The 24,318-nt window shown below is 61.0% G+C and carries 25 protein-coding genes and 1 pseudogene; 16 read left to right on the top strand and 10 right to left on the bottom strand.

The features are described from left to right. The first annotated feature begins 123 nt into the window (after positions 1-123). A complete protein-coding gene (locus ACYQ0Z_RS09900; RefSeq protein ID WP_459864370.1) occupies positions 124-1,350 on the top strand; it encodes an IS256 family transposase in 1,227 nt (408 codons plus the stop codon). Positions 1,351-1,607: 257 nt separating this feature from the next. Here ACYQ0Z_RS09900 and ACYQ0Z_RS09895 read toward each other — a convergent pair whose 3' ends face one another. Then, positions 1,608-2,819, bottom strand: a complete 1,212-nt coding sequence (locus ACYQ0Z_RS09895) for a F510_1955 family glycosylhydrolase (protein WP_459867429.1) — start codon at positions 2,817-2,819, stop codon at positions 1,608-1,610. 322 nt (positions 2,820-3,141) lie between these two features. Between ACYQ0Z_RS09895 and ACYQ0Z_RS09890 the strand changes: the two genes are divergently transcribed. The 4 genes from ACYQ0Z_RS09890 (at position 3,142) to lgt (ending at position 7,284) form a co-directional block, all read left to right on the top strand. Then, on the top strand, positions 3,142-3,489 hold the full coding sequence (locus tag ACYQ0Z_RS09890; protein WP_459867426.1) for a four-helix bundle copper-binding protein: 348 nt from the start codon (positions 3,142-3,144) through the stop codon (positions 3,487-3,489). Positions 3,490-3,656: 167 nt separating this feature from the next. Continuing rightward, the gene (gene copZ / locus ACYQ0Z_RS09885; protein ID WP_459867423.1) at positions 3,657-3,863 is read left to right on the top strand and encodes a copper chaperone CopZ; all 207 of its coding nucleotides are present in this window, start codon (positions 3,657-3,659) and stop codon (positions 3,861-3,863) included. 23 nt (positions 3,864-3,886) lie between these two features. Continuing rightward, a complete protein-coding gene (locus ACYQ0Z_RS09880; RefSeq protein ID WP_459867420.1) occupies positions 3,887-6,313 on the top strand; it encodes a heavy metal translocating P-type ATPase in 2,427 nt (808 codons plus the stop codon). A gap of 188 nt (positions 6,314-6,501) precedes the next feature. Then, on the top strand, positions 6,502-7,284 hold the full coding sequence (gene lgt / locus ACYQ0Z_RS09875) for a prolipoprotein diacylglyceryl transferase (RefSeq protein ID WP_459867417.1): 783 nt from the start codon (positions 6,502-6,504) through the stop codon (positions 7,282-7,284). Positions 7,285-7,657: 373 nt separating this feature from the next. On the opposite strand, the gene ACYQ0Z_RS09870 is transcribed toward lgt, so the two are convergent. Together ACYQ0Z_RS09870 and ACYQ0Z_RS09865 are read right to left on the bottom strand one after the other, a co-directional pair. Further along, positions 7,658-7,852, bottom strand: a complete 195-nt coding sequence (locus tag ACYQ0Z_RS09870; protein WP_459867414.1) for a hypothetical protein — start codon at positions 7,850-7,852, stop codon at positions 7,658-7,660. 756 nt (positions 7,853-8,608) lie between these two features. Continuing rightward, complete coding sequence (locus ACYQ0Z_RS09865) at positions 8,609-9,490, bottom strand: plastocyanin/azurin family copper-binding protein (protein ID WP_459867411.1); 882 nt, start codon at positions 9,488-9,490, stop codon at positions 8,609-8,611. A gap of 236 nt (positions 9,491-9,726) precedes the next feature. Between ACYQ0Z_RS09865 and ACYQ0Z_RS09860 the strand changes: the two genes are divergently transcribed. The 8 genes from ACYQ0Z_RS09860 (at position 9,727) to ACYQ0Z_RS09825 (ending at position 16,161) form a co-directional block, all read left to right on the top strand. Further along, positions 9,727-11,379, top strand: a complete 1,653-nt coding sequence (locus tag ACYQ0Z_RS09860) for a multicopper oxidase family protein (RefSeq protein WP_459867408.1) — start codon at positions 9,727-9,729, stop codon at positions 11,377-11,379. A 178-nt stretch (positions 11,380-11,557) separates the two neighbouring features. Next, a complete protein-coding gene (locus ACYQ0Z_RS09855) occupies positions 11,558-11,755 on the top strand; it encodes a DUF2933 domain-containing protein (protein ID WP_459867405.1) in 198 nt (65 codons plus the stop codon). A gap of 386 nt (positions 11,756-12,141) precedes the next feature. Next, positions 12,142-12,423 (top strand): hypothetical protein, encoded by a 282-nt coding sequence (locus ACYQ0Z_RS09850; protein WP_459868954.1) that lies wholly within the window; start codon positions 12,142-12,144, stop codon positions 12,421-12,423. Further along, on the top strand, positions 12,380-12,535 hold the full coding sequence (locus ACYQ0Z_RS09845) for a rhodanese-like domain-containing protein (RefSeq protein WP_459868881.1): 156 nt from the start codon (positions 12,380-12,382) through the stop codon (positions 12,533-12,535). The genes ACYQ0Z_RS09850 and ACYQ0Z_RS09845 overlap by 44 nt, the downstream gene beginning before the upstream one ends. A gap of 63 nt (positions 12,536-12,598) precedes the next feature. After that, positions 12,599-13,288, top strand: coding sequence for a response regulator transcription factor (locus ACYQ0Z_RS09840; RefSeq protein WP_459867402.1), 690 nt, complete (start codon positions 12,599-12,601; stop codon positions 13,286-13,288). A 2-nt stretch (positions 13,289-13,290) separates the two neighbouring features. Next, positions 13,291-14,679, top strand: a complete 1,389-nt coding sequence (locus ACYQ0Z_RS09835; protein WP_459867399.1) for a HAMP domain-containing sensor histidine kinase — start codon at positions 13,291-13,293, stop codon at positions 14,677-14,679. Positions 14,680-14,776: 97 nt separating this feature from the next. Then, on the top strand, positions 14,777-15,523 hold the full coding sequence (locus tag ACYQ0Z_RS09830) for an urease accessory protein UreH domain-containing protein (protein ID WP_459867396.1): 747 nt from the start codon (positions 14,777-14,779) through the stop codon (positions 15,521-15,523). 164 nt (positions 15,524-15,687) lie between these two features. Next, positions 15,688-16,161 (top strand): putative iron-sulfur cluster-binding metallochaperone, encoded by a 474-nt coding sequence (locus ACYQ0Z_RS09825; protein WP_459867393.1) that lies wholly within the window; start codon positions 15,688-15,690, stop codon positions 16,159-16,161. 454 nt (positions 16,162-16,615) lie between these two features. On the opposite strand, the gene ACYQ0Z_RS09820 is transcribed toward ACYQ0Z_RS09825, so the two are convergent. Both ACYQ0Z_RS09820 and ACYQ0Z_RS09815 read right to left on the bottom strand, forming a co-directional pair. Beyond that, entirely contained in the window at positions 16,616-17,380 is a 765-nt protein-coding gene (locus ACYQ0Z_RS09820) for an arylamine N-acetyltransferase family protein (RefSeq protein WP_459867390.1), read from the bottom strand. Then, the gene (locus ACYQ0Z_RS09815) at positions 17,358-18,188 is read right to left on the bottom strand and encodes a threonine synthase (RefSeq protein ID WP_459867387.1); all 831 of its coding nucleotides are present in this window, start codon (positions 18,186-18,188) and stop codon (positions 17,358-17,360) included. Before ACYQ0Z_RS09815 ends, ACYQ0Z_RS09820 begins: the two co-directional genes overlap by 23 nt. A gap of 98 nt (positions 18,189-18,286) precedes the next feature. Between ACYQ0Z_RS09815 and ACYQ0Z_RS09810 the strand changes: the two genes are divergently transcribed. Next, complete coding sequence (locus tag ACYQ0Z_RS09810) at positions 18,287-18,475, top strand: hypothetical protein (protein ID WP_459867384.1); 189 nt, start codon at positions 18,287-18,289, stop codon at positions 18,473-18,475. A 58-nt stretch (positions 18,476-18,533) separates the two neighbouring features. On the opposite strand, the pseudogene ACYQ0Z_RS09805 reads toward ACYQ0Z_RS09810, so the two are convergent. From ACYQ0Z_RS09805 to ACYQ0Z_RS09785, 5 genes and pseudogenes are all read right to left on the bottom strand, one after another. Continuing rightward, positions 18,534-18,734: pseudogene (locus ACYQ0Z_RS09805) on the bottom strand (manganese catalase family protein); the annotation flags it as partial. Positions 18,735-18,779: 45 nt separating this feature from the next. After that, the gene (locus ACYQ0Z_RS09800; RefSeq protein ID WP_459867381.1) at positions 18,780-19,064 is read right to left on the bottom strand and encodes a spore coat protein CotJB; all 285 of its coding nucleotides are present in this window, start codon (positions 19,062-19,064) and stop codon (positions 18,780-18,782) included. Beyond that, a complete protein-coding gene (locus ACYQ0Z_RS09795; RefSeq protein ID WP_459868878.1) occupies positions 19,045-19,299 on the bottom strand; it encodes a spore coat associated protein CotJA in 255 nt (84 codons plus the stop codon). Before ACYQ0Z_RS09795 ends, ACYQ0Z_RS09800 begins: the two co-directional genes overlap by 20 nt. A gap of 148 nt (positions 19,300-19,447) precedes the next feature. Beyond that, entirely contained in the window at positions 19,448-20,668 is a 1,221-nt protein-coding gene (gene dinB, locus ACYQ0Z_RS09790; RefSeq protein ID WP_459867378.1) for a DNA polymerase IV, read from the bottom strand. A gap of 191 nt (positions 20,669-20,859) precedes the next feature. Beyond that, positions 20,860-21,534: a type 1 glutamine amidotransferase domain-containing protein gene (locus ACYQ0Z_RS09785; protein WP_459867375.1), complete on the bottom strand. Its 675-nt coding sequence runs from the start codon at positions 21,532-21,534 to the stop codon at positions 20,860-20,862. Positions 21,535-21,756: 222 nt separating this feature from the next. Here ACYQ0Z_RS09785 and ACYQ0Z_RS09780 point away from each other — a divergent pair, with 222 nt between their 5' ends. Beyond that, positions 21,757-22,176 carry an ArsR/SmtB family transcription factor gene (locus ACYQ0Z_RS09780; protein ID WP_459867372.1) on the top strand — a complete coding sequence of 140 codons (420 nt, stop codon included), beginning with the start codon at positions 21,757-21,759 and terminating at the stop codon, positions 22,174-22,176. Then, the gene (locus ACYQ0Z_RS09775) at positions 22,133-24,268 is read left to right on the top strand and encodes a heavy metal translocating P-type ATPase (RefSeq protein WP_459867368.1); all 2,136 of its coding nucleotides are present in this window, start codon (positions 22,133-22,135) and stop codon (positions 24,266-24,268) included. The genes ACYQ0Z_RS09780 and ACYQ0Z_RS09775 overlap by 44 nt, the downstream gene beginning before the upstream one ends. Positions 24,269-24,318: the final 50 nt, after the last annotated feature.

Below are 24,318 nucleotides of genomic sequence, written 5' to 3'. Positions count from 1 at the left end.
CAGTTGAGTCCATATTCTTGTGTAAAAAGGACTCTCTGAAAAAAGTCAGAGAGCCATTTCCAATCCCCCTCGGTTAGAATGGAGCTTGAACCCACAAAAACCAAAAAGGGAGAGGGGATCGAAATGGCTCACTATCAGATTACCGTAGATGCACAGCTTTTGCATCAACTTTTTCTCCGCGACACGAAAGACGATGCGCTCGCCAAGCTCCTGGAGTCCGTCTTGAATCAAATTTTGCAAGCTCAGGCCACGGAGCAGCTGCGTGCAGAGCCCTATGAACGGACGGAAGAACGCCAGGGATACCGCAATGGGACGTATCCGCATCAGCTCACGACCCGGGTGGGTACCCTCACGCTTCGGGTTCCGCGGTTTCGAAACGGGAAGTTTTCGACGGAGCTGTTTGCCCGTTATCAACGGAGCGAACAGGCGCTGGTGTTGGCCTTAATGGAAATGGTGGTGAACGGGGTATCGACGCGCAAAATTGAACAGATCACGCAGGAGCTGTGCGGTACGGAGTTCTCGAAATCCACCATCTCGGAGCTGTGCAAGCGGCTGGATCCGGTGGTCAAGGCATGGAACAACCGGTCGCTTGAAGAGAAGGCCTATCCCTTTGTCCTCGTCGACGCGCTGGTGCTGAAGGTACGCGAAGAGGGGCGCGTCCGGTCACGCGGCGCGCTTATCGGAATTGGCATCAACACCGAGGGATATCGTGAGGTGTTGGGCCTGATGCTTGGCGACAGCGAGTCGGAAGCCAGCTGGGGCGAGTTTTTCAGCTGGTTGAAAAGCCGCGGGCTGCATGGTGTTGATGTGGTGGTGTCGGATGACCATCGCGGGCTCGTACGCGCCATTCGGCGGCACTTTCAGGGCGTAACCTGGCAGCGGTGCCAGACGCACTTTGTGCGAAACATTCTCGATGCTACACCAAAACCGCTGCAGGAGGAGGTCCATGGCCGGGTACGGGCCATCCTGGAGGCACCGGATATGGAGACGGCACGGCAACTCCTGAAGCAAACGCTGAAGGCGTACGAGGAGAAGGCACCGAAAGCGATGGCGATCCTGGAAGCCGGTTTTGAAGACGCGACGGCGGTCTTGGCGTTGCCAGAAAAGTACCGGAGGCGGCTGCGCACCACCAACGCCGTTGAACGGCTGAATGAGGAGATTCGGCGCCGTGAACGAGTGATTCGGATCTTCCCCAACCGCGAGTCCGCCTTGCGGCTTTTGGGTGCTTTGCTGATGGAGATTGACGAGAAGTGGGCCAGCGGCAAAAAGTATTTGGGCATGACCGAATACCTGGAATGGCGTGCCGCTCAGGAGGCCGAAGCGTCTGCGAAAGTGGTGCGGGTCAGCTAGGGGCCATTCCCTTACCGACCGTATGTAATTTCTTGGGATAAGCCCGTTCGAGCCGAGGGGCAATTTTACACAGAAATTTGGACTTGATCAAATAACCAGGATGGTGTTTTGGCAGAAATGACGCGACATATTGCCGAACCCGATAACGGGAGGTGGGATTATGGGTCCTTGGCCTAGTGATTGACCGACTGAGAAACAACCCGACCCGCCATTCTGATTTGGGAACTGGGTACTGTCCTTAGCAATCTTGTGGGTGATCAAGCTGTAGCGGCCGCACAACGACTGGAAAGCCCAACATGGCCTTGGTATTTATTCGCCGCCCTGGCTGCAATTACAGTAGTGGGCTTGATGGTTTTGCGGCGGTGGTCGGCCATGCGCGCGGCTTTAACATAAAAAATAAGGTAACTCCTATCTGTAACCGAGGAAAACAAAGCTTTAGAAGGTGCTGCATGTGCCCCTTCTGAAGCTGCAGCATCGTGTTTGGTTATTGATGAGGAAGACTTGCTTGTTCCTTCCCCTTGATCGGCGATTTGGATCCAATTCACACCCTTGTCCCGCGTAAGGTACACGTCCCGATTGAATGTGGCCACCGCCAGATCGCCTTCGTGAACCGGATTGGGGGCCAGATAGACGATCGTGTCGTCGTCTGCCACCGGAATGCGGATTTTCCGGGGCTGTTTGTTGGCGAGGTCCATCTCGTAAAGGAACGGACCGTTCCTGTATCCGGCCACGAGAAGCGTTCCCTTTTTGGTGAACGCCAAGGCGCTGATGGGCATCTGGGGAAGAACGTGTTGGAAGCGATGGCCATGATCCGTGGAGAGATAAAGCCCGCTGTCCACGCCCACGGCGACCACCGCGATGTCCGTAGGGTGAACGGCCAAAGCCACCCACGCGTTGTGGGCGGTGAGGGCCTCTTTCGGCAGCCCGTTCATCGCGCTTTTGACCCACGTTTTTCCTTCATCGGCAGTGTAATAGAGTCCCGGGGAATCCATTTTGCTGTTCGGCGCGGTGTTAATCGCATACAAGACGCGCGAGTAGTACCCGGCGGCCATGACGTGAAAGTCGGCTTCGCCACTCAATCCCAAGGTCTTGAGAGTGGCCCCTTCGTCGGTGCTTTTGACCAGTCCCAGCGGATCCGGCAGGTTGCTTCCCGGCGCGGGATGGCCGCTGGCGTAAAAGCCGTCTTTCACCGGCGCAAATCCCATGTAATCGTGCGCCGGCGTGTCCGGTCGGGTCCATTTGCCATTCGCGTACACCCGCAGCCCGTCATGGGCGGGTAAGAGCAAGCGCTGACCGTCGGGGGAGTACCCCAGGCCGTGAAGGTGTTCGAATTGGACTGCTTTCCCTGTTCCCCACCTGCCGGGCCACAGAAACGCCGCGCCGAGGAGAAGGACTACCAAGACGCCGACAGTTCCCCACAGTAAAAAGGGATGGGTTTTGCGTTTGGTTGCTCGATTCGCTTTCGCCACCGATCACCGCTCCCTTGTCCGTTTCCCGAAAAACGTTGTGCCGTTTCGTTCTCATCATGCACATTCCGTGTGAGAGTACGGTGAGGAAAATGCGGCGAAATGGTGACAGCCGTTTGAATGTACGTGAGTGTGTTCCGCCGCGGAGATTCCCCAGTCCGCGTGTATGATGGCATGTAGGGAAAGGAACCGGCAAAAATGGGCGTGATCGTGTTGTTTGTTGTTCCGTGACCGTGAAGGACCCGCGCATAACCGCCCGTGGCACGAGGAACATTACCCCGTAGGGCAATCCGTCCCACTAATCCAATTTTGGGAGGTTTCCAACATGCCCACCGTTGTCCAAACCCATGTGGAACATTTCCAGACATGCATTGACGCGTGCAACGCGTGCATGCAGGCGTGCGAACAGTGCCTGACGTCCTGCCTAAACGAACCGGATGTCCAGGCGCGCGTGGCGTGCATCCAGTTGCTGCGCGACTGCGCGGAGATCTGCGCAATGGCCTCCCGCTACATGGCGCGGAACAGCGCGTATGCCAAACAGGTGTGCGCCTTGTGCGCGAACCTGTGCGAGGCGTGCGCGGCCGAATGCGCCAAGTTCCAGGATGCGCACTGCCAAGCGTGCGCCGAGGTGTGCCGCAAATGCGCTGCGGAATGCCGGAAGATGGCGGCGTAATGTGCTTTCGAAGGAAAGGGCGCCCGGAGGGGCGCCCTTCGTTTTTTCTCGTGAGAATGTCATTGACAGGAAGCGGGACGGAGCGATATAATACCCCATGGGGGTAAAATACCCCCATGGGGTATTTACAACCTTTGCTCTCAAGAAGTCGTGAGGAGGTGAAACCCATGACCACCAAAATCTTCAACGTGCAGGGGATGTCCTGCAACCATTGCGTACAAGCCATCGAGCGGGCCTTGAAGAGCCTTTCCGGCGTTTCCGCCGTTCAGGTCGATCTCGCACAGGGAACCGTAACGGTGACGTATGACGAGGCATTGGTTGGGGAAGCGAAAATGAAGGAAGCAATTGAAGACGCGGGTTACGATATCGCATGACCGCGGAAAGCGGGGGAACGCCCATGACCACGGAAGCCGCATCCCGTTCAACACACGCGGAGCGGGGCGAGCACGTCACACTGGGCATCGTGGGCATGACGTGCGCCGCGTGCGCGCGGCGCATCGAAAAGGGTTTATTCAAGGTGGACGGCGTGAAGGCGGCAGCCGTCAACCTGGCGACGGAGAAGGCCACCGTTACCTACGACCCGGAGCGGACGTCGGTGGAAGACCTGATCGACGCCGTCCGGCGCATCGGGTACGACGTCCGCGGCGAGACGGTAACCCTCGCCGTGCACGGGATGACCTGCGCCGCCTGCGCCGCCCGCATCGAGCGGCAGCTCAAGAAGGTGGCGGGCGTGCTGGACGCCCGTGTTAACCTGGCCGCGGAAACGGCGACGGTCGACTACCTGTCCGGAAAGGCGGATGTTGACGTCCTCGTCGCCGCAGTCCGCAAGGCGGGGTACGACGCGGCCGTCTCTGCGGGGACGGACGCCGAGGAAGAGGCCCGACAGCGCGCCTACCGCGAGCAGAAACGGGCCCTGCTCACCAGCGCGCTGTTGTCCCTCCCCTTTGTGGTGCAGATGCTATCCGACTTTGCGGCGCAGGCTGCGCCGCAGTGGCCCTGGCGCTTCCACCTCCCTCCCTTCCTGCAGCTTGTCCTCGCCACCGTCGTCCAATTTACGGTGGGGATGCGCTTTTACCGGGGCGCGGTCAAGGCGTTGCGCGCGGGGAGCGCCAACATGGACGTGCTGGTGGCCCTCGGCACGTCGGCGGCGTACGGCTACAGCCTGTATGCCGTGGTGGCCGGTGCCCCTCACCAGCTGTACTTTGAAGCGTCGGTGATCATCCTCACCCTGATCTTGCTTGGGAAATTGCTCGAAGCGCGGGCTAAAGGGCAGACGTCGGCGGCGATCCAAAAGCTGATGCGCCTGCAGGCCAAGACGGCCCGCGTCATCCGCGACGGGCAAGAAGTAGACGTGCCGCTGGAGGATGTGCGGGTCGGCGACCTGGTCGTCGTCCGTCCGGGGGAGAAGATTCCCGTTGACGGCGTCATCGTCGAGGGGAGCACGACGGTCGACGAGTCGATGCTGACCGGCGAGAGTTTGCCCGTGCCCAAAGGCGTGGGCGACGAGGTGATCGGGGCCACCCTGAACAAGCACGGCGTGTTCACGTTCCGGGCGACCAAGGTGGGGAAGGACACCGCCCTGGCGCAAATCATCAAGCTCGTCGAGGAAGCGCAGGGTTCCAAGGCGCCGATCCAGCGGCTGGCCGACAAGATTTCCGGTGTCTTCGTGCCCATCGTCATCGGCATTGCCGGTCTCACCTTTGCCGTGACGGCCGCCGTGAGCGGTGTCGCCCCCGCGCTCGTCAGCGCCGTGGCCGTCCTCGTCATCGCGTGCCCCTGCGCACTGGGACTCGCCACGCCGACGGCGGTGATGGTGGGGACGGGGAAAGGGGCCGAAACGGGCATCCTGATCAAAGGGGCCGAGCACCTGGAGAACGCCCACCGCATCACCACCGTGATCCTCGACAAAACGGGCACGATCACCAAGGGCGAGCCGGAGGTGACCGACGTGGTCGCCGCCGGCGCGTACGCCGAAGACGAGCTCCTGCGCCTGGCGGCCAGCGCGGAAAGGGGTTCCGAGCACCCGCTGGGGGAGGCGGTTGTCAAGGCCGCCAGGGAAAAGGGACTGGCCCTGGCCGAACCGTCCCGCTTCCGCGCCATTCCCGGCCACGGGATCGAAGCGGAGGTGGACGGGCGCGCGGTGCTCATCGGAAACGCTAAGCTGATGGGCGCGCGCAACGTTGACATCGCCGCGTTGCGCGCGGCGCAGGAGGCGCTGGAGGCGCAGGGCAAGACGGCCATGCTGGTGGCCGTCGACGGCGTGGCGGTCGGCCTTCTCGCCGTGGCCGACACGGTGAAGCCGACGTCGGCGGAAGCGGTTCGCCACCTGCGGGCCATGGGCATTGACGTGATCATGATGACGGGCGACAACCGCCGCACGGCCGAGGCGATCGCCCGGCAGGTGGGGATTGACCGCGTCCTGGCCGAGGTGCTCCCCGAGGATAAGGCGGCCATGGTCGAGAAGCTGAAAGGCGAGGGCAAGGTGGTGGCCATGGTGGGCGACGGCATCAACGACGCGCCGGCGCTGGCGGCGGCCGACGTCGGCATCGCCATCGGGACGGGCACGGACGTGGCCATCGAGGCGGCGGACATCACCCTCATGCGCGGCGACCTCATGGGCATCGTCAACGCCATCCGGCTGTCGAAGGCGACGATGCGCAAGATCCGCCAGAACCTCTTCTGGGCCTTCGCCTACAACGTTGTGCTCATCCCCATCGCGGCCTTTGGTTTCTTGACGCCGATCCTCGCCGGCGCGGCGATGGCGGCCAGCTCCGTGTCGGTGGTCACCAACGCCCTGCTGCTCCGCCGGTGGAAACCGGTGTAACCATCCTTTCATCCGGCCCTTCTCCCGAGGGGCTTTCCCCTCGGGAGAAGGGCTTTTTGATTGCCTTTTGTGCATGACGGAATCGCTGTTGATGGGCGATGCACTGTCGTGTGCACACAAATTCCTCACATTCCGGCGGTAGGATGGAGGAGATTATCAAAGCGCCAATCAGGAGGGGAGGGTTTCGGATGAAGGTGATTCTGTTTACGATCGGAGATTTTCCGGTTCGGACATACGGCCTCGTGGTTGCGCTGGCGATTGTCTTGGCGATGGGCGTTGCCGGCTATTTGTCCCGCGGCACCGCATACCGGCCGCACATCCCCAACCTTGCCCTATATGCCGTGGTGGGCGGGCTGTTGGGGGCGCGGCTGTGGGAGGTGCTTTTTTTTCAGTGGGACTACTATTCGCGCCATCTCGGTGAGGTGTTGGCGATTTGGGAAGGTGGGCTGTCCATTCAAGGCGCGTTGGTTGGCGGGTTGGTTGCTGTGCTGTTGTATGCACGGCGTTACAAGCTCGATTTTTGGGAGCTGGGCGATCTCGTTGCCCCGGCGCTGGTGTTCGGACAGGGAATTGGCCGCGTCGCCTGCCTGTTGAACGGCGACGCCTACGGTTCGCCGACGGGTTCCGGTTTTGGCCTCGTGTATCCGCCGGGAACCGCCGCCTACGACGCGTACGGTTCGCAGCCGCTCTGGCCGGCGGAAGTGTGGGAAGGGCAATGGGACATGATCGTGTTCGGCCTGCTGCTCATGCTGAAAAATCGCGCGTGGCCGAAAGGTTTCATCTTTTTGGCGTACGCCATCCTGTATTCGGTGGGCCGGTTTTTCTTGGAGTTTTTGCGCGGCGATTCGCCGCGGTACCTGTTCGATTGGACAGCGGCGCAGTGGACCAGCGCGGTCATCATCCTCCTTGCCCTCGTGGCGCTGGCCGTCCTGCTGCGTATAGAGCAGAAGAAGCTGCACGTAACAGAATGAATGTTAAGGCCCGCGGTCGATGCCGCGGGCGTTTTTATGACGCTCTCGGAAAGATATTTTAAATACATGTTATAAAAATTACCATGAACTATTTTAATTTCGTGAAGTTTGGAATCGCAACAAGAAAAACACCCACATTAAAAAAGAAAAACAGCCACATTAAATGAGGGTGGCTGTAGGTATAACTTTATTGACACTTAGTGACCATGCATCAGTTAAACATGCAGGTGTTACGCGTTGAGAAACGACGTCCCTCATTTGCGCACATGGCCACGCATGTTCTTTGTCCATTTGTGCAAACAGGGCAACATCAGCGAGATTGGTCATTTGAAGAAATGTTGGAACTCTACTCGATTTTAGACCCGTCGAAATTTTAGCTGTAGGATTCCATAAACTTTGTGCAAGCCTTTACCATTTCCTGGACTTCCTTGGTGTTCATAGCGTGACACATTTTCTGAGTGAGATTGTTTGCTTTGTTGTCATCTGATCCCGCGCCAACTGCTATTCCTCCCGTAACCAAAGCAGTGGCAAGGGCTAACGATACGCCCAACATCATCTTTTTTTGCATCTCAATCACTCCTTTCGAACCAAGATGATTGCGCCCCACGTTTAAGAGGAAGACGTTTTGAGTGAGACACCTTTCACCAATTCCATCTTAGCACACCCTTAGAACACCAACTCTGTTCGAATCTTTGACGGTTTTTTGGAAGAAATATGAACAAGAATTAAATATAAAAATTTTGGTGTAAAATACCTTTGGCTTCAGGAGTGGTGTTATTTGGCATCTTGCTTGTCGATTTCCGTGAGGACATTCCCTAGCACCCGTTCCGCCGAAGCAAACTATCGGAAAAATACGGACCACCCGCTCACATCGCCGTATTTCTTCAATTAACTGCTCGAACATGTTTGTCATGTGCAGCCGACGATACAAACTCGTTCCCAATCACCTCGAGCAGTATCCGTGCCGTTGCCATGTCCGACGAGAAAACCTTACCAGCAAAGGAATTTGGTCCAATTTGCTTCCGATTCGCTGTTGCTCACACACGATAGAAATTTCGTGATAATCTTCTTTGTTTCCCCAACGGCAATCATCATGTCCGTGGCCGCACCATTCCCCTACCCCGTGCTTTCACCATGCGTGAACGATAGGGTCTAGCTACTTAAAAAATCTCCGAAATCGGTGACTTGAAGGTCTTGGCATCGAGGGGGTGCGGCAAAAGGTTGCCTTATCTTCAGCAAAAAATTGTGCCTCTGCTTTACTGGTTGCACCGTTGTTCGAAAGCGCACGAGCCCACGTTTGACGCCGTGAGCGTTTTTGTAACGCTCACTGCACGATGAGCGTGCCGGTCATGCCTTGTTCGGCGTGTCCGGGCAGCGTGCACGCAAAGGCGTGCGTGCCGCGCTCAAGCGGGATGAACGTCATCGTGGCCGTTTCACCCGGTTTGGCGTGCAGGTGCCATGCGGAGGTTTCAGCGCCGTGTTGCGCGTGCGAGCGAGGCGAACCATCGCCGTGGGGTTTTGCGCGGAAGCCTGCCAGGTGAAGATCGTGCTCCACCGCGCCCCGGTTCACGAGGGACAGGGTGACGGGTTGGCCGGATGGTACGGAGAGCGTCTTCGGTCGATAAGCGAAATCGACGGCGACAATTTCAAACCGAAGCGGACGCGGGTGGTCGTTTCTGGCGGCCAGGGAAAGGGGCGAGTCCAGGCGTACATAGGCCAGCAGCAACAAGAGCAGCACGCCGGAAAGCAGAAACGGCCGGCGAAACAGAGAGAAGAAACGCGGGCGGGCTTCCTCGGCCATAAAGGCCATAAGCAATACGGTGACGCACGCGAAAAGCGTGAACGCCAGCTTCAGGAAGGTGTCGGTTCGCTCGGGTGGCAACATGTCGTGGGTCATAGCCCCCATCATGCCGCCCATGAGGCCGGACAGGATTCCTTCCAGCGTGGCCATGGGGGAGGAAGCCACCGCGGGGAACGCTCCGAGAATCATACCGATGCCGCCTCCCATCCACAAGGCGGAGAAGAGGTTGCCGGTGAGCGCAGCTGCGTCGGCGCCGACGGTCAGGCCTCCCGCCATGCCCAGGGTCATGGCGGCCATGCGGGCCGACTCCATGGACAACTTCCGGCGCCACCGCCGGCAACAGGCCGTCACGCCTAGGCTGATGAGGGTGACGAGCAGCAGCGTGGTCCACATCAGGGCGGGCATGCCGCCACCTCCCGCATCAGGCGATGTGGTATCCATGTGTATGGCGCCGGGCCGACGGGTAGTCCCTTTTTTCCGGACACCGTTCCGCCACATTTTCTTCACGCGTTTCTCACACAGCCCCTTTACGATAGACGGCAAAAGCGGGTTCCGCTTCGAAAGGGGCGGTTTCGCCCCGTTTCCGGTGAACCGGCACAAGAGAGGCGAACGTTCACCATTTCCTTGAGGAGGGAGAGACCATGCGCGCATTCCACGGGAAGTGGAAGGTGGCGCTTCTGGTTTTGGCGTTGGCGGTGCTGGCCGGCTGTTCGAGCGCCGACAAGGGCGGCACAACGGAGCACGTTGGCGGCCACGGCGCGGCGCCGGTGCAGACCGTCTCGAGCGAGCCGGCCCAGCCGACGCGCGTGTTGCGTCCCGACCAAAACGGCGAAATCCAGCTGGTGGCGAAGGTAGCGAAGCAAGAAGTTGCCCCCGGTGTCGTGAAAGAGGTGTGGACATACAACGGCAGCGTGCCCGGCCCGGAAATCCGCGTCAAGCAGGGCGAGACCGTGCGCGTGCGCTTCAAAAACGAGCTCCCGGTTCCGACGACGATCCACTGGCACGGGCTGCCGGTGCCCAACGCGATGGACGGCGTTCCCGGCGTGACGCAAAACGCCGTCAAGCCGGGCGAAGAGTTCGTGTACGAATTCAAGGCGACCGTTTCCGGGACGTACATGTACCATTCCCACCAGGACAGCGCCAACCAGGTCGACCGCGGACTGTATGGCGCGATCGTGGTGGAAGAACCCCAGTCGGCTTACGATCGTGACTACACGCTGATGCTGGACGAGTGGATGAAAGACGACAACGCGGGCGGCATGGACCACGGGGCAATGGGCGGCATGATGCACGGATCGGGTGACGGCACGGCGGGGCAAAACATGGAGGGCATGCACGGAACACAGGGGACGCAAGGCATGCAGGGCATGCACGGAGGAAGCGGCGGTGCCGCGCAGGAGATGTCGATGACCGACATGATGCGGCAGCACATGAAGCTGTACGACATCTTCACCGTCAACGGCAAATCGGGCTCCCTCATCCCACCGCTTAAGGTGAAGGAAGGGGAGCGCGTGCGCCTTCGCCTGATCAACATCGGCACCCTGCCGCACGCCCTGCACCTTCACGGCCATGCCTTCACCGTCGTGGCGCGCGACGGCCAGAGCGTTGCCGAACCGCGGCCGATGAAAGACCAGCTCGTGACCGTCGCGCCGGGCGAGCGCGTCGACATCGCCTTCACGGCGGACAATCCCGGAACCTGGTACCTGGAATCCCACGATGAGGGAACGGCGGCCGCCCCGGGCATGAAGGTGGCGATCCAATACGAGGGCGCATCGAAGCAAACGGACCGGCCCAACGAAACAGCCAAGCTGCCGGGGGTCGATTTGCTCAACTACGGGAAAGCGGAGAAAGGCCCCTTCACGCTGGATCAGAAGTACGACGTCGAATACACGATGGAACTGGGCACGGCGATGGGCAAAACGGGGATGGTCTTCACGATCAACGGCAAAACGTTCCCCGACACGCCGCCCATCCGCGTCAAGAAAGGCGATCTGGTCAAGGTGCGCCTCATCAACCGGTCCCCGATGGACGAGCACCCGATGCACCTGCACGGCCACTTCTTCCAGGTGCTGAGCAAAAACGGCAAGCCGCTGACCGGCGCCCCGGTGATCAAGGACACGCTGAACGTCAAGCCTGGTGAAGAATACGTGGTCGCCTTCCGCGCCGACAACCCCGGCCACTGGATGTTCCACTGCCACGTGTTGCACCACGCCGCGGCGGGCATGGTGACGCAGGTGCGCTACGACGGGTATCAGTCGAAGGTGAAGCCGGATCCGAACGACAAACCCGAGTAATGTCTTTGTGTGCGGAATCGGGACGACCAGGGAGAGGAATGCTCTCCCTGGTCTTCTCCTCTTCGACGAAAAACGGCCATCGCCGCCTGCTGGATGAAAACGTCAATCCGCGGAGAAGCGGAGCGCAGGAACGGGGCGCAGGGAGAAGCGAAGACAAGCCAACGGGGAGGGAACCGGAATGAGGAAAACGGGGAAGGCGTGGATTTTGGCGGCCGCCTTGGTTGGCATACTGGCCATTGGCGCGATGGGAAAGAGGGATTTCGCCTTGCTCGGGATAGTCTTGCTTTGCCCGTTGTCCCACCTGTTGTTTCATGGTCGCCACACGGGGCATGGCGACCGCTCTGACCACAACCACCGTATCTCGTTTCATGATTGATGGGGTCGCTTGATCCGGAAACGCGTGCGTTTGTGGCGGAAAGGAGGATCGGCTTGTGGTGCCGTTGAAGGATCGCCTGGCGCGATTCTCCGCCGTGCTTACATCCGGCTTGGCCTGCCTGGCCTGAATCCTTCCGGTCTTGGTTATTTCGCTCGGTCTGAGCGGCGCGCTGTTTTCGACGATGGCGTTTTTGGCGAAATACCAATCGTGGTTTGTGGGCATCAGTGTTGGCTTGTTGGTCGTTGCCCACTATCTAACATGGAAACGTTGGCATGTGGTGCCGATGACGCATGTGGCGGTGTTGTGGGCTGCAACATTTCTTGCTTTCGGTAGCGTGATGTTTGTACTGTACCCGGGTTAATCTACAGGGAAGCGGGTTGAGATCGATGTCCATCCGAATCCTGTGGATCGCCTTATTGGGCTTGCTGTTGGTTGTCGTCATGGAAATGGTTGTCGTTGTGGCGCAACAAACCGGTTCTCTTTCGTCGACAGCATGGGATTCCCTTTCTCCATTAGCACTGGAAAACGAACTGGGGAAAAGCGAGATGGTCATTGTCGACTTGGGTGAACCGAAGCTGTATCGGAACGGGCACGATTCCCGGCGCGATCAACATTCCATTTTACATGTTCAAGTTCAAGGCACGCTATCGGGAGCTGGACCCCAATAAGCGGATCGTCTTCGTATGCCATACAGGGCCGCTGGGCGAAGCGGGTGCGCAGTTTTTGGTTGAAAAAGGATATGCGCGTGTGGTCAATCTGGAGGGAGGCATGGCGCGGTGACGCGGTCCGGTAACGCGTTGACAGATGCGTGACGATGCGTGGAAATCGTGGGGGGAGGATATCATGCGCATTTTGGTGGTGGACGATGAAGCGCCTATGCGCGCGTTGCTTCGGCTGTTTCTCGAACAAAACGGGTTTGCGGTGTCCGAGGCGGAAGACGGGCATGCGGCGTTGGCGCGCGCCCGTGCGGAGCAGCCGGATCTGATCCTCCTCGACATTATGATGCCAGGCCTCGACGGATGGCAGGTGTGCCGCATGCTCCGGGAGGAAAGCGATGTGCCGATCATCATGCTCACTGCCCGTGACGACATCCGCGATCGGGTGGCCGGCCTCGATGCGGGGGCGGACGATTATCTGGTGAAACCGTTTGCCGAGGAGGAGCTGATGGCCCGCATCCGTGCGGTGCTGCGCCGCGCCAAAAATGGCGGCGAACGGTTTGCGGCCGGGCCCCTGGTCGTCGACTTGCGCGCCAGGGAAGCCTATTGCCACGGGCGGCGTCTGGCCTTGACCCCAAAAGAGTTTGACCTTCTTGGGCTGCTCGCGCGCCATCCGGGCCAGGTTTTCGATCGCGAGCAGCTCATCGAACGGGTGTGGGGATGGGATTACGAGGGGGACATGCGCACGGTGGACACCCACGTCAAAGCGCTGCGGGCCAAATTGGCGGACGCTGGCTGTTCGCGCCACCTGATTGAGACCGTGCGCGGTGTGGGATACCGCTTTGTCCCTGTAACCGCGCGGTCCGGTGGGGAGTGACCATGATACGGCTCCGCCTGTCCACCAAGTTGGGACTGCTGTTGTTTGTGCTTATCAGCGCGCTCTTCCTGTTGCTGGTGGTGTTGCTTTACACCATTTTCAACCGTTCGCTGGTGACTCAAGTGGCGGAGGATTTACTCCACCGCGGACATGGCCATGCCGAGGTACTCGGCCGTCGGTGGGGGGAGGAGGCGTTGCACCACGTGGCCGAGATGGAGCGGCAAACGGCGCTCATTGCCGCGGTGGTGGATCGGACGGGAAGGGTGCTGGCCCAGTCGGACCCGCTGGTCCCCGATCAGGTTCGCTATTTGAAGGTGGACGCGCGCGCCGCTGCGCACCGGGATGGGGTTATCGTCACGCGTGATTGGCGGACAGAACCGTACATCGTCACGTGGTCGCCTGTGTATCGGAACGGTGAATGGGCGGCCACCGTGGTGCTGTTTGAACCGACGGAACCTCTCCGGCGCGCCCTGGCGGCCTTTAGGTGGGCCGGTTGTGTTGCGTTCGCATTTATGGTCGCGCTTTCCTTGGCGCTGACGGCCGTGTTGTCCAAACGGCTGACCCAGCCGCTTCGCCAAATGACGGCCGTGACGTCCGCTATCGCCGAAGGGGATTATTCCCAGCGCGTCGGCGTGCGCGGCAACGACGAAATCGCCTGCTTGGCCGCGTCCATCAACCGGATGGCCGACAGCCTGCAGGCGTACCGCGCGCAACAGTCGGCCTTTTTGGCCGATGTGTCCCACGAGTTGCGCACGCCGCTCACGTACATTCAAGGGTACAGCGAGGCGCTCAAGAAAGGCTACGGGGACGAGGCCCAGCGTCGAGCGATGGCGGAGACCATCCACCGGGAAGCGAGCCGGTTGACCCGTCTCTTGCAAGACTTGTTCGCGTTGGTGCGGATGCAAGAGCCGTCGTTTCGGATTCAACGGGCGCCGGTCAACCTTGCCCAAACGGTGGAAGCGGTGGTGGCGCGCATGGCGCCGGCCTTTCAGGAGAAGGGAATTGTGCTCACGGTGGAGGCGGCAGGTGAGCCGCTGTGGGTGGACGGCGACGCGGCGCGGCTGGAACAGGTGTGGATCAACCTTCTGGACAACGCGCGTCGGCACACCCCGGCGGGAGGACGGGTGACGGTGCGGCTACTTCGCGAAAAGGATGAAGCGGTGGTCGAGGTACGCGATACGGGGGAGGGCATTCCACCGGAGGAGTTGCCGCGCATTTGGGAGCGGCTGTACCGCGTGGAGAAATCGCGTTCGCGGACCCACGGCGGCTCCGGGCTCGGGCTCTCCATCGTCAAGCGCATCGTCGAACTGCACGGCGGACGGGTGGGCGTGGAAAGCGAACGCGGTAAAGGGGCGACGTTCATTGTCCGGCTGCCCCTCAGCCCGACGTGAGGCACGCGGGACACATTCAGTCCGAGGAATGGGCAGTGCTACCGAACGTCGTCCGGTGCGCGCGAAGAGGGGAACCGGAAAGGGGGGGAAGGGATCCGTGTGGTACGAATGGCTGAGCGCGGTCAGTCGCGTGTTGTCGGAGCCGTTTCTTCAAATGTCCCATGCGACCACGATTCCTGAGCTTTCCGCGTTGGTGTTGGGAATGGTGGGTGCCTTTGCACCGTGCCAGCTGACGGCCCATTTTGGCGCCTTGGCCTATTTTTCCGGGCGAGCGGCATGCAAGAAGTTCTCGGCGAGCGAGCTGGTGTGGTACCTCGTAGGGCGAATGACCGTATATACCGTTTTGGGGGTTGCGGCATACCTGTTGGGGAAGGAATTTGGCAACCAGCTGATCCCGCTTTTTTCTTGGTCGCGAAAAGCGTTGGGACCGTTGTTTTTGCTCACGGGACTGGTAATGCTCGGCTGGGTGCGCTGGACGAAGGGGATCGGCGGACGGTTAGAATCGTGGGGGGCGCGCCTGGCCCTCTTGCTTGCGCCGCGAAGACGGGCCTTTCTCCTGGGCATCGCCTTTTCCCTCGGCTTTTGTCCCACGATGTTTCTTCTCTTTTTTGGGATCCTCATCCCGCTCATGTTCTCCAGCGCTTCCGGTCCGGTGTTGCCGCCCCTCTTTGCCATTGGAACGGCGGTTCCGCTGTTGTTTGTGTTCGGCCTGTTGTATGGTACGGGCGCATCGCGCTCCTTCGTCCGCGCGTTGCGGCGGTTTGGACACGGCCTAACGCGCGCGGTGGGGGCGGTATTCGTGCTGATCGGGTTGTTGGACACGGTCACGTACTGGACGCTGTGAGCATTCCCCGGTCCGAGGTGGCCGCAGCTGGCGCTGCGTTCTGATGGTGTGTGACCTTCGTCACTCGCAACAGCAGTATTGCAATTACGTTCCGTTCGGGCCCTTCTCCCGTATGGAAAATGTGGTGAATGCCGCCGTACCAATCGATAAGGGGGGGGTAGCGAATGAGCGATTGCTGTGCCGTTGGAAACGGAAATCCTGTTGCGGCGGTGTTGCAGTGTCCCGAATGTGGTCAGGAAGGGAAGCCGATTGGCCTGGTGACACTCAAAAGCCTGCTTCGCCCGGAGGCCCTTGAGCGGTTGGATCCGCATGCGGCCTATGCGTTTTGTGCTTCGCCACAGTGTGACGTGGTGTATTTTGCGGCCGATAGCGCGCCCTTTCGCACTGCCGATGTGAAGGTTCCTGTTTACCAAAAGGACCTAGGCGAAGACGTGCCTGTGTGCTACTGTTTCGGGTGGACGCGCCGGCGCATTCGCGACGAGCTCGCCCAAATGGGTAAGAGCACCGCTTCCGCCACCATCGCCACCCATGTGAAGGCGGGCCGCTGCGGGTGCGAGGTGAACAATCCGCAGGGGGCGTGCTGCCTCGGCAACGTGCAGGCCGTGGTGCGCCAGGTGCAAGCCACGTTGCTGCCATAAAGCGTGGCCACCAACGGGGAGACCTTGCACTCTTTTGCGTTTCCCCTTTTTCCAGATACTTCCGTAACATTCCATAATGGTCGTGCGTATCGAAGCCGATTTTCGGCCATTTTCGTTTGTTTGGCCAATTTTGGTTTCGGAGAAAAAGCCCGGCCATTAAGCAGGGCTTTCGTATGTGATGAAATACAAACTTATGTTTGTATCCTGTGGGGTGGCATGGTGCGCCCGGATGCCGGAGGAGATCGAGAAAGTGCTCGATGAGATGTACGCCGCCGGGTGAGCGATCATTGAGAGTTTGCAGCGTAACGATGATGAAACCAAGCGGGTGAATTAATACCGGGTATCGACCGACTGGACGGCTGCTGCCGTTCAGAGATTGGAAGAGGAGGGGCCCTTATGGCCCCTCAGCTTGTAGGCAGAACAATGTACCGGGATATGGGGTGGGGGACAGGGGTTACAGGCGGATGCCAAAATGTTCTGCTAACAGCCGGCTCCATTCCTCTTCCGACTTGCCGGGAAATACCTCCTGTTTGCCGTTTTCCGTTACCTTCAGCTCCGTGCCGGCGAGCGTAATCCGACCGGTTAAGGTGGCAAGCGAACAGATCTTGTTGCGCGTAAAAGGGGATGCGGGCGACGTTTGGTGATAGCGGCACATCTCTTGAAATTCATCGATGGTGCGGGGCACAAGGGTGAACAGATATTCATCCGACCAGTTTCCCTCGACCCATCTTTGCATGCTGAATTCGCCGTTTTCAAGCTGCTTCACCCGGTAAGTGCCGCTGATGTCTTCACGGGGTTCCCCGCTGAGGGGAAGGGGGTGGCGGGACGAGTTGCCGAAGCCTACGTCAACCAAGTACGGCTCGGGAAGGCGCACAATCAGGGCGAGGTGGTCAAATTCAGGCCCGAATCCGCCTTGCGCTTTTTTCACCCGTGCCGAAATGAGCGTGGAATCGAAATCGAGTGCGGTCAGAAGCGCATGGAACAGATGGTTCAGTTCATAGCAGAACCCTCCCCGCTTCCGGCGTACGATCTTGTCGAACAGGGACGGGATGTCAAGACGGATCGGCCGACCCAGATGAATGTCCAGGTTTTCGAACGGGACGGTGAGAAGATGGCGTTCATGCAGTTTGTTGAGGAAAGAAAGGGTGGGTTTTTGCGAAGTAGGGATGCCTAAAAGGTTGAGATACGCCTGCACGTCAAACTCGTTGATCTCGTTCATGAGGGCTCCTCTCCTTAAAACCGTGGGAAGTTCCGATTGCGACCACGGACTCTTCTTTTTTCAGCCATCCGGAGTCAACCAGCCGAATAACAGCAGCCAGAACCGACGCCGAGGAAGATTCCAGTAGCAGGCCGGATCGCGCTGCTTCCTTCCAAGCCCACGCCACCTCCCGATCTGTCACGGATACGGCGGTCCCTCCCGATTCCGTTACCGCGGCCACTGCCTGATAGGTCACGGTGGACCCATCTATGGAAGCCAACGAGGTCCTTCCTTCGAACCGCCCGCGCCAATCCTCACCATGAAGCACGCGGGTCAGACGCGGGAAAGGTTCCACCGCCACCATGCGAGGAAGATGTGAAATTTCCCCCCGAGTCCGGCACTCTCTGAACCCTTCCCAGATTCCCCAGATTAAATCGCCCCGGGAGGTGGGGACGATCACAGCATCCGGCGCTTCACCCAGCTCTTCCACCAGCTCATAAGCAATGGTTTTCAATCCCTGTACCCCGAAGGGATTGCTGCCCACCGGCGGGACATGGAAATTGCCCGCTGGCCAAAACCCCCGCTCCCGCACCAGTTTGCCCATCAGCGGCCACCGCTCATCTGACCTGCTGACCATCCACACGTTGCCGCCGTAGCTCCGTATCCAGTCCTGAACCTGCGCTGGAACTCTGGGGGTCACGATGACATGGGGGGTCAGACCGGCAGCCGCTGCATACGCCGCTAGCGAAAGACCCGCATTTCCGCTGGATGCGATCACCACATCCGTTTTGCCGAGCAACCGGGCGGCTGCGACGATCAGCGGACTCATGCGGTCCTCCGTGCCTACTGCTACGAGCGACTCGCCGTGCGCACGTTCAGCCTGGCCAACATCCTCGCGGCCATGCCGGCCAAGGAGGGTGGTGCTGCGTGAAGCAGGACGACCGCGCGCCGCAGTACGACCCGATACGCCTGGCCTACTGGGGGCAGGCTGACGTGTGCCGGTGCCTCGCTCGTGGAAAATGGCGGTGGATCGACGGTGTGCTTCGCTGTGTCCGGTGCGGGAGGCCGAAGTACCCGGAGCAGCCATCAGAGCCGTGGTGGGCGGAAGACGAGTAAACCCTCAGGGTTGTGTCCCTAGGGGTTAATTGTGTGCACTTTATCATTGATAACTATAGTGAACCAATTCTTCCGTTCCAATGTCGTTCAATATGCCGATCACCTTGTTGGGCACCGTGTAGCGCTGGTTGAGGTAGCGGAGGGCGGCGGCCAGCTCGCCATCGGCTCCACCATATTGCTCCAGGAGGTATTTAGCCATCCGCGGGTCACATTTGCTGACCCGAACAGGGTACTGCAGCTTTTTCTCATAGATCCACATGGCGGTCCTCCTCTGGCCGTTGCTCGGGTATGGGGATGTCGGGTGTTAAACCTGCCAGGGCCACGGTGTATCGTCCCAGTTCCACGGGCAGCTGACGTAGTCGTGGCCGAAATGCGACAGGGGCCCAGCGATCGACACCAGCTGGCGTCTGACGGCCTTTCGCTTTTTGACGAGGTCGTTGTACTGGCGGACGGCGTTCAGGTCGTTGGGATGGGTATCGAGATACAGGTTCAGCTCCAGCAGGACGAAATCGAGGGCTTGCAGCTCCTCGAGGAGTTGATAATATTCCTCCGGCATTTTGCGGTGCTCGTTATCGCGATGACAATCCATCGCAGCCATCTCCTTCCCGTTCGACTGGACGGTTGTATCCTTCGTACGGGCTGAACAGGGCCGGCCATAGCGTGCCGCGCCGGAGGGCTTCCCGCGGAGGGAACTGGGGGAGATTGGGTGGCTGGAAGCCAAGATAGAGGTTCGGCGGCGTGTTGTACACCTTTATCCGTTCCGGAGGACAGGGATCAAAGGGACTGATGTACGGGCGCCAGGTCTTGAAGTTGGTGTGGCGCATCGGCGGAGCGACGGGGCTCATGTACGGCGGATACGGATGCTTTAGCATGGGTGCGTTCTCCTCCTTCTTTAAGGAATCGCGGAGCCATTACCCACGGTATTCGCCGTCTCGGGCGGGCGACACCAGGGCGGCGAGAAATGGGCGCCGGTTACTTGCGGTGCCCGCCGATTTTGCCGGCGCGGTCGAAGAAGACGCTGGGCGGGGTGAGGGAAACGGCGCGAAGGAGGCTCGTCTTGCCGTGCCGGGCGCGGATGTGGTCGATGGCGGCAGCTAAGCGTCGCTGGCGTTCCTCGCGGCCGAACAGATCCAGTTGAAAACCGGTGTCGGGCATGAGGTTGCCGAGGCTTACCCCCACCATCCGTACGGGCTGGCCGTTCCAGAAACGCTGGAGCAGGTGGAAGGCGGCGGCAAAAACGGGCGGGGTCACGTTGGTGGGGGCCTCCAGCTTCTTCTGGCGATGCAGGCCGGACAGGTCGGCAAAGCGCAGGGTAAGGGAGACTGTCTGACCCACATAGCCGCGGGTGCGGGCGCGATGGCAGACGTCGTCGACCAGCTCGAGGAGCACCACGCGCAGCTCGTCCAGGGTGCGGTAGTCGCGCGGCAAGGTAAACATGTGGCCGATGGACCGGCGGACAGCGAGGGAACCCGGGTCGACAGGGCTGTAGTCGATGCCGTTGGCCGACAGGTGCAGCACTCGCCCCATAAGGCCGAAGCGGCGCGCCAGCCGGTCGGGATCAGCTTGGGCGAGATGGCCGATGGTGCGGATGCCCATGCGATAGAAGTGGCGCTCCATGCGCGGGCCGACGCCGAACAGCTCCCGCACGGGGAGGGGCCATAGCCGGGTGGGCACATCGTCGAGGGTGAGCACGGTGAGGCCGTCAGGCTTCTCCAGGCCGGCAGCCATTTTGGCCAGCAATTTGTTCGGGCCCACGCCGATGGAGCAACTGACCCCGATTTCCCGGCGGATGCGGTCTTTCAGGCGACGGGCCGTTTCCACGCCGTCGCGCACGAGGTCGGTGGCGTCGGGCAGTTCGAGAAAGGCCTCGTCGATGGAAAACGGTTCAACAAGGGGCGTGATTTCCTTCATCATGGCCAGGATGGCGTTGGAAATTTGAACGTAGGTGGCCATCCGCGGGAGTACGAACACGGCTTCCGGGCACAGGCGCCGGGCTTCGCCGACCAGCATGGCCGTCTTGACCCCGCAGCGCTTGGCTTCGTAGGAGGCGGCGAGGACGATCCCGTGCCGTTTTTCCGGGTCGCCGCAGACGATTACCGGCTTGCCGCGCAGCGCGGGGTTGTGCGCCTGCTCGACGCTGGCGAAAAAGGCGTCCATGTCGGCGAGGAGGACGGTGCGCACAAAGCGCCGCATGTCCGTTCCCTCCATACGAACAGATGTTCGATTACAGTTCTAGTGTACGCCAGAGGACGCCGGTTGAAAAGGGGAAGAAGAATTTGGACAACCGACGGAACGCGCGGGGCAAACAAAAAAACGCCCGCGTCAACGGACGCGGACGGATACGCGTAAGGGACGACACGCGTCCCCTAGCGCATTGGCGGGGCTCAGGCGCCGGTTGTGCTTTCGAGGGTGCGGATGACGGCCTTGGCCGTGGAAATCCCGGACTGCGGGTTTTGCCCGGTAATGAGCAGGCCGTCTTGTTCTACGTGATCCGCCCATTTTTCGCCGGCGATGAAATTGGCCCCCAGCTCCCGCAGGCGCGTTTCGAGGAGGAATGGCACCAGCTTGTCCAGCTGGACGTCGCGCTCTTCTTCATCGGTGAAGGCGGTCACCCGCTTGCCGGCAACGAGGGGTTGCCCGTTCGACAGGGTAACACCGACGAGGGCCGCCGGGCCGTGGCAGACGGCGGCGATCACCTTGTTTGCCTCGGCAAAGTGGCGCACGAGCTGCTGCACATTCGGGTCAAAGGGGAAGTCGAACATCGTCCCATGGCCGCCGGGGACAAACAAGGCATCGTATTCGTCCGGGTTGACCGCGGTTACGGGAACGGTATCCTTCAGCCGTTCGATGGCCGCCGCCCAGCGCCGCTCGTTTTCCTCGTTCAGGCTGCGCGGGTCGATCGGTGCCGCTCCGCCTTTGGGGCTCGTCACCGTGATGTGGTAGCCGGCTTTTTGAAATTCCTCGTAAGGCTCGGCAAACTCCGACAGCCAGATGCCTGTGGGGTGCGCATCGTCCATCTTGTCGTGGCTGGTTACGAGCATGAGGACGCGTTTTGCCATGATGATCCTCCTTTCGCAGGCAAGGTCTCCCTTTCTATAATAATCCGCGGCCAAGGTACATGAAAAGGATTTGAATACCATGTAAGAAAAAAATATCTTGTAGTCGTCGGTTCACCCGTTGCGGCACGGGAAAGGGGGATTCCATTGACAGCGGCAAGAGCTCGTGACTACACTACCAATAGGAAAACAACTGTTTAAATGTTGTAGAGTAGGGGGGAGAGGATGGCGCGTGGGGATGAAGCCGCACGGCACGCGACGCCCGCTGCGGCGGACATGTGCGACGTGTTTGCCTACAACGCGGAAAAGGTGGCGCGGCTTCAGAAAGGGCTTGACCGCGCGGCGGACCTCGCGCCGCTGTTCAAGGCGCTTGCGGACGAAACGCGGCTCAGGGTGATTGTCGCCTTGTGCCAAGAGGAGGAGCTGTGCGTGTGCGACGTGGCCACGCTGATCGGCACCTCGCCGGCAACCGCCTCGCACCACCTGCGGTTGTTGCGCGCCATGGGTGTGGTTGCCTGCCGTCGGGACGGCAAAATGGTTTACTACCGGCTCGTTGACCCGATTGTGCGTCGGATCGTGCAGGAGGCGCTGGCGTTGTCCAATGGGGCAGAAGGGAGGGAATCCCGTGCAGGACACCGCCGTTAAGCGCGTGTATCGCCTCACAGGCTTGACGTGAGCGGATTGCGCCGCCAAGCTGGAGCGGCACGTCCGGGCGTTGCCCGGCGTTCAGGAGGCAGAGGTGAATTTTGCGGCCGGCAAATTGACGGTCGTGGGAACGATCGCGCCGGAGGTCTTGCAAAGGGAGGCGCGCAAGGTTGAAGCCGTGACGCTTCATCCCGAGGGAGCGGGAAGTGTTGATTCCTCCCCGTCGCCGTGGACGGCCGACCGGCACCTGTGGCGCACGCTGGTCGCGCTGGCGGCGTTGCTCCTTGCCCTGGTGTTTCCGTCGCAGACGGCGGTGAACCGGGCGTTTTTGTTCACCGCCGTCGCCGTGGGAGGGTACCCGCTCGTTCTTCGCGGCGTGCGCAACCTGGTGCGCCTGCGCGTCGATATGCACGTATTGATGACGGTGGCCGTTGCGGGCGCGCTGGCCATCGGCGAGTGGAACGAGGCGGCCGTCGTGGTCGTTCTCTTTGCCCTCAGCGAACGGCTGGAGGCGTACGCCATGGAGCGGGCGCGGCGGTCGATCCGCTCGCTGGTGGAGTGGATGCCCAAGGAGGCCACCGTGCTGCGCGACGGGCGGGAGACGGTCGTCCCCGTCGCGGAACTGGCGGTTGGTGATCTTGTTCTGATCAGGCCGGGGGAAAACATCGCCGTCGATGGCGAGGTGGTGGAGGGTACGTCGGCGGTCAACGAGGCACCCATTACCGGGGAAGCCATGCCTGTTGAGAAGGGGCCGGGCGACCCGGTGTACGCCGGCACGCTGAACGGGCCGGGCGCCCTGCGCGTGCGCGTCACCAAAGTGGTGGCGGAGAGTACGCTGGCCAAGATCCTTCACCTCGTCGAGGAGGCGCAGAACCGACGGGCCCCGGTGCAGGCCTTTGTCGACCGCTTCGCCCGGGTGTACACGCCGGTGGTCATCGCCTTGGCGCTGGGTGTGGCCCTCGTGCCGCCTCTTTTGTTCGGAGGCGGCTGGGAACGGTGGGTCTACGAGGGGTTGGCCCTGCTTGTCGTGGCGTGCCCCTGCGCCCTCGTCATCTCCACACCGGTGGCCGTCGTGACTGCCATTGGCGCGGCGGCGCGCCGCGGTGTGCTGATCAAGGGTGGGGTCCATCTCGAGGCCGCAGGTCGCATCCGCGCCGTGGCCTTTGATAAGACCGGCACCCTCACCCGGGGCCAACCGACGGTGACGGATGTGCTCCCTCTTGGCGGCCAAAGCGTGCGCGACGTGCTGGCGGTGGCCGCCGCGCTGGAGGCGCTGTCGGAGCACCCGGTGGCCCGCGCCATTCTCGATGCCGCTCGCGCGCGCGGGATCGCCGTCGAACCTGCCGAATCCTTCTCGGCCGTCCCCGGCAAGGGGGCCGTGGGACAGATCGGCGGGCGCACGTATCTGGTGGGAAGCCCGCGGCTGTTTACTGAGCGGGGTGTCGCCTGGGAGGCGGCCCAGGCGACGCTGGCCGCCTGGCAGGAACAGGGGAAAACAGCCATCCTGGTGGGCACAGAAGAGCGGCTGCTGGGGCTCATCGCCGTGGCCGACCTGCCGCGGGAGGAGAGCGCTGCGGTGATCCGCGCGCTGAAAGGGTCTGGGGTGGCGCATACGGTGATGTTGACGGGCGACCATCGCCGGACGGCGGAGGCGGTGGCGCGGCAGGTCGGCGTGGACGAGGTGCATGCCGAACTCTTGCCGGAGGACAAATTGCAGCGGATCCAGGCGCTACGCCGGCGCTACGGGACGGTGGCCATGGTTGGTGATGGCATCAACGACGCGCCTGCGCTGGCCGCGGCGACGGTAGGCGTTGCCATGGGCGGCGGGGGCACCGACGCGGCGCTGGAGACGGCCGACATCGTCCTGATGAACGACGACCTGACCAAGCTGCCCGAAACGGTGCGCCTGGGACGCTGGGCGTTGCGGGTCATCCAGCAGAACATCGCCTTCTCACTCGTGACTAAGCTGGTTGCCGTGGCCCTTGTCGTTCCCGGTTGGCTCACGCTGTGGCTGGCTATCCTGGCCGACATGGGGGCGACCTTGCTGGTGACGGCGAACAGCCTGCGCCTGTTACGAGTGAAGGGCGCGTGAGCAAGCGCCTGCTTGCTGTTAACCGGCGGGGAAAAAGGCCGGGACATGCT

The sequence above is a fragment of the Calditerricola yamamurae genome (assembly GCF_054654135.1).
This window is presented reverse-complemented; position numbering and strand designations above follow the sequence as displayed.

Excerpts from the sequence above, each read along its gene's own strand:
- ACYQ0Z_RS09900 (WP_459864370.1), top strand. The coding sequence starts at position 124 with ATGGCTCACTATCAGATTACCGTAGATGCACAGCTTTTGCATCAACTT.
- ACYQ0Z_RS09890 (WP_459867426.1), top strand. The coding sequence starts at position 3,142 with ATGCCCACCGTTGTCCAAACCCATGTGGAACATTTCCAGACATGCATT.
- copZ (WP_459867423.1), top strand. The coding sequence starts at position 3,657 with ATGACCACCAAAATCTTCAACGTGCAGGGGATGTCCTGCAACCATTGC.
- ACYQ0Z_RS09880 (WP_459867420.1), top strand. The coding sequence starts at position 3,887 with ATGACCACGGAAGCCGCATCCCGTTCAACACACGCGGAGCGGGGCGAG.
- lgt (WP_459867417.1), top strand. The coding sequence starts at position 6,502 with ATGAAGGTGATTCTGTTTACGATCGGAGATTTTCCGGTTCGGACATAC.
- ACYQ0Z_RS09870 (WP_459867414.1), bottom strand. The coding sequence starts at position 7,852 with ATGCAAAAAAAGATGATGTTGGGCGTATCGTTAGCCCTTGCCACTGCT.
- ACYQ0Z_RS09865 (WP_459867411.1), bottom strand. The coding sequence starts at position 9,490 with ATGCCCGCCCTGATGTGGACCACGCTGCTGCTCGTCACCCTCATCAGC.
- ACYQ0Z_RS09860 (WP_459867408.1), top strand. The coding sequence starts at position 9,727 with ATGCGCGCATTCCACGGGAAGTGGAAGGTGGCGCTTCTGGTTTTGGCG.
- ACYQ0Z_RS09855 (WP_459867405.1), top strand. The coding sequence starts at position 11,558 with ATGAGGAAAACGGGGAAGGCGTGGATTTTGGCGGCCGCCTTGGTTGGC.
- ACYQ0Z_RS09850 (WP_459868954.1), top strand. The coding sequence starts at position 12,142 with ATGTCCATCCGAATCCTGTGGATCGCCTTATTGGGCTTGCTGTTGGTT.
- ACYQ0Z_RS09845 (WP_459868881.1), top strand. The coding sequence starts at position 12,380 with ATGTTCAAGTTCAAGGCACGCTATCGGGAGCTGGACCCCAATAAGCGG.
- ACYQ0Z_RS09840 (WP_459867402.1), top strand. The coding sequence starts at position 12,599 with ATGCGCATTTTGGTGGTGGACGATGAAGCGCCTATGCGCGCGTTGCTT.
- ACYQ0Z_RS09835 (WP_459867399.1), top strand. The coding sequence starts at position 13,291 with ATGATACGGCTCCGCCTGTCCACCAAGTTGGGACTGCTGTTGTTTGTG.
- ACYQ0Z_RS09825 (WP_459867393.1), top strand. The coding sequence starts at position 15,688 with ATGAGCGATTGCTGTGCCGTTGGAAACGGAAATCCTGTTGCGGCGGTG.
- ACYQ0Z_RS09820 (WP_459867390.1), bottom strand. The coding sequence starts at position 17,380 with ATGAACGAGATCAACGAGTTTGACGTGCAGGCGTATCTCAACCTTTTA.
- ACYQ0Z_RS09815 (WP_459867387.1), bottom strand. The coding sequence starts at position 18,188 with ATGAGTCCGCTGATCGTCGCAGCCGCCCGGTTGCTCGGCAAAACGGAT.
- ACYQ0Z_RS09800 (WP_459867381.1), bottom strand. The coding sequence starts at position 19,064 with ATGGATTGTCATCGCGATAACGAGCACCGCAAAATGCCGGAGGAATAT.
- ACYQ0Z_RS09795 (WP_459868878.1), bottom strand. The coding sequence starts at position 19,299 with ATGCGCCACACCAACTTCAAGACCTGGCGCCCGTACATCAGTCCCTTT.
- dinB (WP_459867378.1), bottom strand. The coding sequence starts at position 20,668 with ATGCGGCGCTTTGTGCGCACCGTCCTCCTCGCCGACATGGACGCCTTT.
- ACYQ0Z_RS09785 (WP_459867375.1), bottom strand. The coding sequence starts at position 21,534 with ATGGCAAAACGCGTCCTCATGCTCGTAACCAGCCACGACAAGATGGAC.
- ACYQ0Z_RS09780 (WP_459867372.1), top strand. The coding sequence starts at position 21,757 with ATGGCGCGTGGGGATGAAGCCGCACGGCACGCGACGCCCGCTGCGGCG.